Below are 8,924 nucleotides of genomic sequence, written 5' to 3'. Positions count from 1 at the left end.
GGCGGCAATGATGGCCGTGGCGGTCTGATTGCTATCCATCCAAGCGGCTGTGACCGTGCAGCGGTACGTGACCAGCATCAATACCGTCTGATAGTCATCTGCTAACGCTCGTGCAAAGATCGGCTCGTGGTGCGCTATGCGGTTCCGCAGCAGGCGCACGCGCTCCAAATCGCCATAGATCGCTTGCCGCAGAGTGGCAACGGGCTTGGCCGGGTCAAGGTTCGGCAGGACACGCCGCAGGTGCTGATCCCAAATTCGGGTGTCGTAACGGCCTGTGAACATCTTCTGCCAGAAAACGAACTTCAATTCCGGGATTACCTTGCCCGTGGTCTGCGCTGCCCGTCTGGCACTTTGCAGGTCACGGCGCGGGCTGTAGCCTTGCATGGGATCGGGCAAGCTGCGCTCGAATGTTGCCGACCACGGCCAGCGCGGCCCATAGAGGGCTTCCAGCGCATCAGAAACAGCGTTTCGGATGACAACTTCACACACATGCAGCGGGGCCAGAAACGCGCCCGATACCTCGGCATTCCATGCGTAGAGCAGCAGGGCGGCAGGGTCATCATCCGACTGCACCCCGGCTGCGGCCTCGAAGGTTCCCATGCGAGCCGCTGACAACGCGGCCCGTACTGCATTAATGGTCGTTTTCTGGTTGTTTGACATACCCGCCCGGAAGCCTTATATTTGAGTCACTAGCCACGGGACTAGCGGGCGCAAGCCTCCCCCCGAGGACATACGATAGTACGAAGAAACCCGCCCACGTTGGCGGGTTTTTTCTTTTCTGGTCATCGACGCGCCCCCCTTGGAGCGACGGCCCCGACATGCTTGTATAGGGTGGTTCGGGACACGCCATAGCGCCGCGCCACGTCCGCCACCTGAATGGGGTAGAGCAAGCAGTCGTGTCACCAGCCGCCATTTCGATCACGGTAGGTCGAGCCGGGTGTTCATATCGAGATCGAACCGACCATACGGGTTGACGTGTTCCCAGATCAGCGGCGTCAGGGCGGCGTAGTCGCGTGGTGTGAACCTGCCCTGCCAATGCGGCAGGGCCAAGACCTTCTGGATCATCAGCGTGTTGATGTAGACCATACAGTTCTGGATCAAGTGCAGCGCGAGCATGCTGACCTCGTGATCCTCGCGGCGGTTGCTCGCCATCTCGCCCCGGCGGGCGAAGAACACGAAGTCGGTCGCGCCGTTCCACTGCTCGACTACGTTCAGCCCCTCGTTGATTTCCCGGCGCAACGCCTCGTCGTGCAGGTAGCGGCACAGGAAGATAGTCTTGATCGCCTTGCCCAACTCAGCGAATGCCTTATAGGTCGGGTGCTGCACGTTCTTCTTGGTGAAGCGGCGCAGGATGGCTTCGGTGTCCGCTGTCCCCAGGCGCAGCGCGGTAGCGTACTTGAGCATCTGGTCGTACTGTTGCCGCACCGAGTCCCAGTCGATGGGCTTGGTCAGAATCTGTTGCAGGTTCGCGTAGGCGTCGGCCTTGCCGGTCTCTGGCCGGTACAGCTTCTGTGAGTGGATGGCCTTCAGCCGTGGCAGCAACTGGAAGCCCAGCAGGCGGCAGAAGGCGAACGCCACCGTGCTCTGGCCGTGCGAATCGACATACTGCCGATCCACCTCCATCTCGGTGCAATGGTGGATCACGCCCTCGATCATCGACGCCACCTCCGACGACGACGGCGACTTGAGCTGCGAATGGATGCACAGCGAGCTGCGCTCGACATGCCAGTAGATCATCACGCCGCGCCCGCCGTAGCGGACGTGCCATTGCGTGGTGAGGTTCTGATCCCACGCGCCGAAGTGTTTCGAGTCCGACGCGCAAGCGGTGGTGCCGCTACCCCAGATCGCCGGGTTGCGGGCTTGCAGCGTGCCGTCTGCGACGATGGCAATCGCGCGGCGCATCGCGTCCACGCTGATGTAACGGCGGCGCACATAGGCCAGGTCGCGCGCCGTGGTGCCGGAATCCAGCCCGGCCATGCGCTGCAAGCCAGCATTGGTGCCCAGGCCGTGCAGACACAGGAGCAGGCGCGGCTGCAACACCGAGCGATCCATCGACTCGTAGGAGGTCGGGCTTTTCAGGGCATCGGTAAAGCTCAACCGCAGATCGGTTTCCTTGACCATATCGAGCAGGCTGGTCATCGGCCAGAGGACATTGAGTTCGGCCTTTAGCGCGGTCAGATTGGGGGGATCGGGTTGCGCATCGAGCGGCGTCAGCGTGATCCAGCCACCGCCCTTGCTGCTCAGCCGGACGGATGGATTCTTCTTCAAGCCAGCGTCGAAGGTGGACAGCGCCGCGCGCATTTCGGCCTGCAAGTCGGCGATGAAGCGCTCCACATCGAGAGGCAGGTTCAGCGCCCGGTAGTAGTCCTCGCGGTTTTGCTCGAAGTCAGCCGGCAGATCGTCGTCGGGGTTGCGGTAGCGGTTCGCGCCGACCACCCAGATTTCCTTGCAGCGCAGCCGCTCGCGCAGGGCTTCCAGCACGGCGATTTCATAGGTGACGCGGTTGACCCGATCCCGGCCGGCGGCGTCCGTCTCCATGACGGCTTCTCGCCACAGGCCACGTACCACGCCATCGAGCGGCACCTCGATGTCGGCTGGGAAGGTATGCACCTTGGTGTCGGCAAAGCGCTTCACCAGGTCGAGCGCGTCCATCACCGGGCGGTGGCGGTCGTTGTTGGAGCGGAATACCAGCGCGGCCAGCAAGGTCGGTACTATGCGCCGGTAGTGGCCCTGGTACGAATTGCGGATCACAGTGCGCAGCGTGATGCGGTAGGTCGGGCCGGTGGCCTTCCACTCCTTGACCAGATCGCGCAGCGTCTGCTCGCCGACCACTGGAAACACCACGTCGCGCACCACGCCGTCCGGCTGGGCCAAGGTGGCGTCGGCCAGATTGAACAGCAGGTTCTGCTTGCCGGACACGCGCTTGAGATCCTCCAGCAGTTCGCGTTCGACCTTGCGTTCGGCACGCGCGCCGATCTGGTGGATGGTCTCGATCAGCAAGTCCACCAGGTCGTCGGTCAGGCTGCGGGCGCGCAGGTGGACGAAAGCGGCCAGCCAGGTGAGGCGCGCTGCATCGGGATGTCGGCGCAGGTCGCGGGGAACCTCGACCGACACACGCTGGCGGCAGCGCTCCAGGTCACGCGGCGAAGTCCGGTCGAACAGATCGGCAGACAGCTCGATCCCCCGGATCAGTTCGAGCTTCGCCAACTCATCCTGCATGCTGGCAAGGCTTGGGCGGCCGGGACTGCCGCGCAGTTTCAGCAAGACGGCCGGCGCGTTGCCTGCGGCTTCGCCTTGAGCATCTTCAACGGCGCTCTCCCCGTGGCCCGATTCTTCTGGGCGCAGCAAGGCATCCAGGCGTTCGCGAGTCGCGGGCGGCAGCCGCCCATACACGCAGCTATGGAAGCGGTCTTCGTGGGAGCGCAACGCACTGCGCGCGATGCGCTCCATCCGGTCTGGTTTCGGCGGCTCGATGGCGAGTTCGCGGCAACGTCCTTCCAGCCGCTCGATCATCGGCTCAATGTCACCGCCAACTTCTCCGGCAACATGATCACGCAGCCACTCCGTCAGCATCTCGGCATCGGCTACCGTCGCTTCGCGGAAGCCGAAACGCACGCGGATTTCGCCGCGCAGCCGCTCGGCAGTGCGGCCCGTGAGGAAGGCTTCGCCATCGATGGGCGCGGGTGCGTCGAGTTGTTTGGCGAGCGCGGCTATGCCCTGTACCTCGACTTCGGTTTCGTCGCGCGGAAAACGGCCGCGATCACGGAAGAAGGTCAGCAGGATGGCAAAGCCCAACCGGTTCGCCCGGTTTTTGGTCATCACCAGTTCGCGTTCGGCTGGCGCCAATACCCACTGATCTTCCTTACTGCCGCCGCCGTCCGCCATACCGCTACGCTCCTGGGGGCACTGACGCGGGCCAGCCGGCCCGCGTCAGAGTTTCGATCAAGGTGGTCCGCTTCACGCCGAAGTTGCGGCACACGGCTGCCTTGGACATGCCACCTTCGAGCGCGGCGATAATGGCATCCAGCTTCTCGCCGGTGATTGCCTGCGGCCGCCCACCGATCCGGCCACGTTTGCGGGCAGCAGCCAGGCCGGCAACGACACGCTCCTGGATCAAGGCGCGCTCGTACTGCGCGAGCGCGCCGAACACCTGGAATAGAAACTCGCCCGATGGCGTGGTGGTGTCCAGATTCTCCGTCAGCGAGCGGAACGCCACCCGCTTGTCCTTGAGCGAGGTCACGATGGTGAGTAGGTGCGACAGCGATCGGCCGAGCCGGTCGAGCTTCCACACGACCAGTACGTCGCCGGGCCTGACGAATTCGAGCGCCTGCACCAAGCCGGCGCGGTCGTCCTTCGCGCCGGAGGCGTAATCCTCGAACAGGTGACGCGGATCGACGCCGGCGGCGAGCAGCGCGTCGCGCTGCAAGTCCGTGCTCTGCCGGTCGGAATCTGACGACACGCGCATGTAACCTACTAACATAAGCGGAAAACCATCAAGACGCGGTTTCCGCATGGTAGCGTCTGGCGACACAGTTTTGCGCACAATTTTGCGGCCACTCGGAGCTTGGTGCAGAGGGCTGTTGAAGATCTGTTGACAATCAAATGTTTTCCGACAGGTCTTGGCATAGCGCAGGCCCGCCTTGCAGTGTTCTGTGAGTAGCGCTTAGTAAAGACGACGTATATACTTTGTTAGTATTAAGTGGCAGGAGGCCCCGATCATGTCAAAACAAGCCGTTTTCACGATGAAGCTGGAGCCCGAGTTGCGCGCCGAGTTCATGGCCGAAGCCGAAGCGGCCCATCGCCCGGCGTCGCAAGTCCTGCGCGAGTTGATGCGCGAGTTCATTCAGAGCCAGCGCAAGTCGCGCGAGTACGACGAGTTCCTGCGCCGCAAGGTCGAGGCCGGCCGGGCTTCAATGCGCGCTGGATTGGGGCGATCGAACGATGAAGTTGAGGCCGAATTCGCCGCACGGCGTGCCAGTGTGGCGAGGCAGTCGTGAGAGTTGTCTGGACGCCCGAAGCGCAGCAAGACCGTGCCGATGTGTGGGACTACATCGCAGCCGACAATCCGCGCGCGGCGGCCCGGATGGATGAGATTTTCAGCGACGCGGCCGCCCGGTTGACCCAGCACCCCATGTTGGGCAAGCCGGGAATCGTTCCTGGCACCCGCGAGTTGATCCCGCATGAAAGCTATCGCCTGGTGTACCAGATCGACGGCGAAACGGCGTGGATACTGACGCTGGTTAACACGGCCCGCCTGTGGCCGCCTGTGCGCGATTAAGAAACGATCATGGCAACGATGAAACGGCGCGTTGACTGACTGCTTTCGAGCCAGACCGCGGTCGGCGGCAGGCGGCCATCAGCCGTCACTCGCTACCTGATCCGGATAGCGGTCATCGGGGCAAGGCGGTATGCTCTCCGCCTCCGTGCTGAATAAATCGGGTCACCTCCTATCCCGTCGGCTGCCTTTCCTGTTGTATTATTTCGAATAATTCATAGTTTATTATTATAAATATTGCTTTTAAAATTCTGCCATTAAAATTAGAATTTAATTTCTAATTATTATCGCCGGAAAGGAAAGTTGTGTAACCAAATGAGCATCCCGAGATGAAAGAAAAATTAAAGCTCAATCAAGGCGAGACGTTGATCCTTGTAAAGTCGAAAAGTGAAGGCTTTATGGCGGAAACTGATGTCGATGAATACGAAATTGTAAACACATCGGGCGAGATTGTTGGGTCGGTGGTCTATACAAATCACACGGCCGTCAAAGGATTTAGGGTAACGCAAAGCGTCATCCAGAAAGATGTCAATGGCAAAACAATTGTAGACATCCGTTGGTAGCTACGCATAAGCTGCTGTTCAACGCGTACAGTTTTCAGCGGACCATTTGCTTCGAAAATTTTACGCGTTATTGCAAAGCGCTTCGCTGGGAAGGCGGTGCCGTTCTGTCGGTTAACTTGGCGTTGAGCGGAAGTATGAGCATTGGCCGATTCGGGGAGTATATGCTTAGGATTGCCTCGTTTGACGGTGTGAGTTTCATAAGGAAAATTGACGGTCGTGAGAGCTGAGAAGATGAGAACTGTGGCGAGAGTGGTGAGCTTAGTTTTGGCGGGGGTAGCTGCTGTTGGGTGTGCGAGCAAGTACCCGGTTACTTTCGACTCATATCCACAGGGTGCGACCCTTGTGTGTAACGGCACGAATTGGGGGTACACGCCAAAGACACTTTACTACGACGAAAAAGTAAAGAAAGAGACCTCTCTAAGCTTGAGTTCCTGTAGTGCGAATTGGTCGAGTGGCGCAAGGCAATACTACGGAACAGTGCCAATTGATCAGTTCCCAAACGGCGTACAGCAGACACTTCAGCGACCCGATGTCCCAGGTTTCCAGCAAGATGCCGAGTTTGCTCTCAAAGTACAGCAACTCAACATTCAGAAACAGCAAGCCCAAGCCGCTCAACAGCCGACTTATTCGCAACAAACGGTCAGTTGCAAGAAGTCATTCGATATTTCTGGTCAGATCTACCAGTTTTCTCAGATGTTTTGCCCTCCAGGATACTATGCAGCATTCTGAAAAAAGAGGTGTCATGTGACTTATGTATTGGCACTTCGGCGGATTAAAGAGTCAGATCTCAAGGCTTCCCTCCCATTCTTGCCGGAGGACGATGAGGTCGAGATCTGTCTACAAAGTATTGAAGGAGAACTAACAGCCCTTGATTGCATAGTCGAGGCAAGAAGGGAGGGAATGATCTTCTCTTTGGAGCTATCTCCTGACTTCAACATTGAACAAGTCCGCGAGGAATTGAAGCCGATACTTTCTGGCCGTGCGGCTGAGATTGTTCGCTTTATTTCTCTTGAGTAATAACCAGTCTGCGGAGTTTTTCTGGCCGAACTCCTGCCTGTGGCGTGTTGACGCCCAACAAGCCGCTGCGGTTGACGTTTGACTCGCCGTCCTGCCTTGCCGCAAGAGTGGGCGGCGCGTCAAACGCACCTGAGCTCGAGCATTGAACGACGGCTTTTCTCAAACCTCAATGGCGGGATTGGGTCGGGTGCCGTCGCGTGCGCAGCGTCAAAGCTGACATGACGAATACGTGAGAAGGGCCGATGCTCGCCGTCCGGTCAGGCTGTTGAGTCGCCCCTGCAGGAGTCACAGTGCTCGTATGTCACGCGCCATCCGAGACGTCAGTCGGCCTCATCCAGACCGGAACAATTTGAACGTGAACGCCCGGCTGCCATTGCCGTGATCGAAATGGCGGCTGGTGACACGACTGCTTGATCTACCCCTGAATGTCGGGATCGCGCAAAAGCGCCTTGATCTCGCGCACCTGCTTTTCATCCAACTTGGGTTTGCGGCCACCGGCCCGGCCTCGGGCACGGGCTGCTGCCAGCCCGGCCTGCGTCCGCTCACGGATTAAACCGCGCTCGAACTCGGCCAGCGCCGCGAACACATGGAATTGCAGCTTGCCCGATGCGCTGCCCGTCTCGATCTTTTCGGTCAGGCTCTCGAAATGGACGCCGCGCTGCTCAAGGTCGGCCACGATCTGCACCAGATCGGGCAGGCTGCGCCCGAGTCGATCCAGCCGCCACACCACGAGGGTATCCCCAGCCCGGAGCGCCTTCCGGCACTGCTCAAGCTCCGGGCGTGCCGTGCTCTTGCCGCTGGCCGCTTCCTCGTAGATGGTCGAGCACCCGGCCTGCTGGAGCGCGTCCCGTTGCAGGTCTAGGTGCTGGTCGTCCGTAGAAACACGGGCGTAGCCAATGCGTTGATTCATGCACAGTACCGGGACATAGATAAACTAACGGCAATATTAACGTGCAAGGTCACATCCGGCCATGAAAAACGATGCCCTGCCGCCATGTCCAGAAAACCACCGTTTTCTGAACGGGGTCGATTCAGAAAACGGAATTTAAAGCACGCTAAGGAATGCTCGATCCAGCAACGGCGCGGCTTTGCGTGTGGCGTCTGCCGCTGGAAGCGGCGTTTCGGCTGTTCTCGAAACTCGGCAGTCTCGGCGGCTCGATTCGAGAGCGGTTTTCGAGAACGGGACGGACAAGGCCAGCACTGGCGCGGCCCGCATTCTCACGGTGGCTTCTTGAAAATGATCGTTTGCGAGAGCGGTGGCCATGCCAATGGCTTAACGTACTTTATTTTCCGTTTTCTGAGACGTCCCCTGAACAGTCGGCAGGGCTACGATGAAACACAAACAAATGCCCACAGACGGGCGACAGGATCACGCCTTGCCCTCTGTCAGCGGCGTTTTCGTCACCCAAATGGGCAATTCCAGCGGCAGGGCGATTTCGGCCCGGTCGCGGGCCTGCAACTGCTCCCGCGCCCATTGGCCGTCCCGCCTCATCTCTGCCCGCAAGGGCAGGGGATGGCCGGAACCGTCGAACTGCTCCCGGTCGAACATCTGCCCGGCTACGTCCAGCCGCTCGGGCATGGGCCGCTCGTGGCCGTCCTCGCGCACCATCAGCACGTCGCCGCGCTGGACGATATAGAGGGCGTCCGGGTCGGCCTCGATCTCGCCCGGCAGGGCCGGGCGGAAGTCCGCCCGGTTCTCGTCATAGCGCCATTGCATCATCGCCCCCTATCAAGTGCATGGGTGGGTGTGCGCCGATCCAGCGGCGGCGGCTGTTTGCGTGCCGCTCGCTGCTGTCGCAGTCTTTCGGCCAACTGCCGCGCCTGAGCTTCACGGGCCAGCCGTTCCTGCTGCTCCTGCTCTCGCCGGGCCTGCTCGGTTTGACTCATGCGCTCATGCGCCGCGTTGGTCTGGCTCTCGCGCTCGGTCGCCCGGCGCTGCTCGTCGTCGCGGTTCATCGGTCAATGTCCATTTGCTGATTCATCATCCGGGCCTGCTCCTTCTCCTTCTGCTCCTTCTCCTTCTGCTGTTTCAACTTCTCGGCCAACTGCCGCGCCTGCGCCTCGCGGGC

General features: G+C 60.3%; 12 protein-coding genes. 5 read left to right on the top strand and 7 right to left on the bottom strand.

Annotated elements, in window-relative coordinates; translation table 11 throughout:
- The 4 genes from VDQ28_RS01230 to VDQ28_RS01215 all read right to left on the bottom strand — a co-directional run.
- A partial coding sequence (locus tag VDQ28_RS01230; RefSeq protein ID WP_323034288.1) for a hypothetical protein occupies window positions 1-660 on the bottom strand: 660 nt, incomplete at its 3' end.
- Window positions 661-782: 122 nt separating this feature from the next.
- Window positions 783-890 carry a helix-turn-helix domain-containing protein gene (locus VDQ28_RS01225; RefSeq protein ID WP_323034287.1) on the bottom strand — a complete coding sequence of 36 codons (108 nt, stop codon included), beginning with the start codon at window positions 888-890 and terminating at the stop codon, window positions 783-785.
- A 28-nt stretch (window positions 891-918) separates the two neighbouring features.
- The gene (locus VDQ28_RS01220; RefSeq protein WP_323034286.1) at window positions 919-3,885 is read right to left on the bottom strand and encodes a Tn3 family transposase; all 2,967 of its coding nucleotides are present in this window, start codon (window positions 3,883-3,885) and stop codon (window positions 919-921) included.
- Window positions 3,886-3,889: 4 nt separating this feature from the next.
- On the bottom strand, window positions 3,890-4,480 hold the full coding sequence (locus VDQ28_RS01215; protein WP_020651377.1) for a recombinase family protein: 591 nt from the start codon (window positions 4,478-4,480) through the stop codon (window positions 3,890-3,892).
- 238 nt (window positions 4,481-4,718) lie between these two features.
- Between VDQ28_RS01215 and VDQ28_RS01210 the strand changes: the two genes are divergently transcribed.
- From VDQ28_RS01210 to VDQ28_RS01190, 5 genes are all read left to right on the top strand, one after another.
- Window positions 4,719-4,997 (top strand): hypothetical protein, encoded by a 279-nt coding sequence (locus tag VDQ28_RS01210; protein ID WP_012585367.1) that lies wholly within the window; start codon window positions 4,719-4,721, stop codon window positions 4,995-4,997.
- The gene (locus VDQ28_RS01205) at window positions 4,994-5,278 is read left to right on the top strand and encodes a type II toxin-antitoxin system RelE/ParE family toxin (RefSeq protein WP_323034285.1); all 285 of its coding nucleotides are present in this window, start codon (window positions 4,994-4,996) and stop codon (window positions 5,276-5,278) included. Before VDQ28_RS01210 ends, VDQ28_RS01205 begins: the two co-directional genes overlap by 4 nt.
- A gap of 326 nt (window positions 5,279-5,604) precedes the next feature.
- On the top strand, window positions 5,605-5,838 hold the full coding sequence (locus tag VDQ28_RS01200; protein WP_323034284.1) for a hypothetical protein: 234 nt from the start codon (window positions 5,605-5,607) through the stop codon (window positions 5,836-5,838).
- 252 nt (window positions 5,839-6,090) lie between these two features.
- On the top strand, window positions 6,091-6,567 hold the full coding sequence (locus VDQ28_RS01195) for a hypothetical protein (RefSeq protein WP_323034283.1): 477 nt from the start codon (window positions 6,091-6,093) through the stop codon (window positions 6,565-6,567).
- A gap of 15 nt (window positions 6,568-6,582) precedes the next feature.
- Window positions 6,583-6,855, top strand: a complete 273-nt coding sequence (locus VDQ28_RS01190) for a hypothetical protein (protein WP_323034282.1) — start codon at window positions 6,583-6,585, stop codon at window positions 6,853-6,855.
- 415 nt (window positions 6,856-7,270) lie between these two features.
- On the opposite strand, the gene VDQ28_RS01185 is transcribed toward VDQ28_RS01190, so the two are convergent.
- From VDQ28_RS01185 to VDQ28_RS01175, 3 genes are all read right to left on the bottom strand, one after another.
- Window positions 7,271-7,765: a recombinase family protein gene (locus VDQ28_RS01185; RefSeq protein WP_323034281.1), complete on the bottom strand. Its 495-nt coding sequence runs from the start codon at window positions 7,763-7,765 to the stop codon at window positions 7,271-7,273.
- A 459-nt stretch (window positions 7,766-8,224) separates the two neighbouring features.
- Window positions 8,225-8,572, bottom strand: coding sequence for a hypothetical protein (locus VDQ28_RS01180; protein WP_323034280.1), 348 nt, complete (start codon window positions 8,570-8,572; stop codon window positions 8,225-8,227).
- Window positions 8,572-8,811 carry a hypothetical protein gene (locus VDQ28_RS01175; protein ID WP_168943166.1) on the bottom strand — a complete coding sequence of 80 codons (240 nt, stop codon included), beginning with the start codon at window positions 8,809-8,811 and terminating at the stop codon, window positions 8,572-8,574. Before VDQ28_RS01175 ends, VDQ28_RS01180 begins: the two co-directional genes overlap by 1 nt.
- Window positions 8,812-8,924 lie beyond the last annotated feature (113 nt).

Source organism: Pararhodobacter sp., assembly GCF_034676545.1.
Classification (GTDB): Bacteria; Pseudomonadota; Alphaproteobacteria; order Rhodobacterales; family Rhodobacteraceae; genus Pararhodobacter.
Note: the sequence above shows the minus strand (reverse complement) of the source record. Positions and strands in the feature narration are given on the sequence as shown.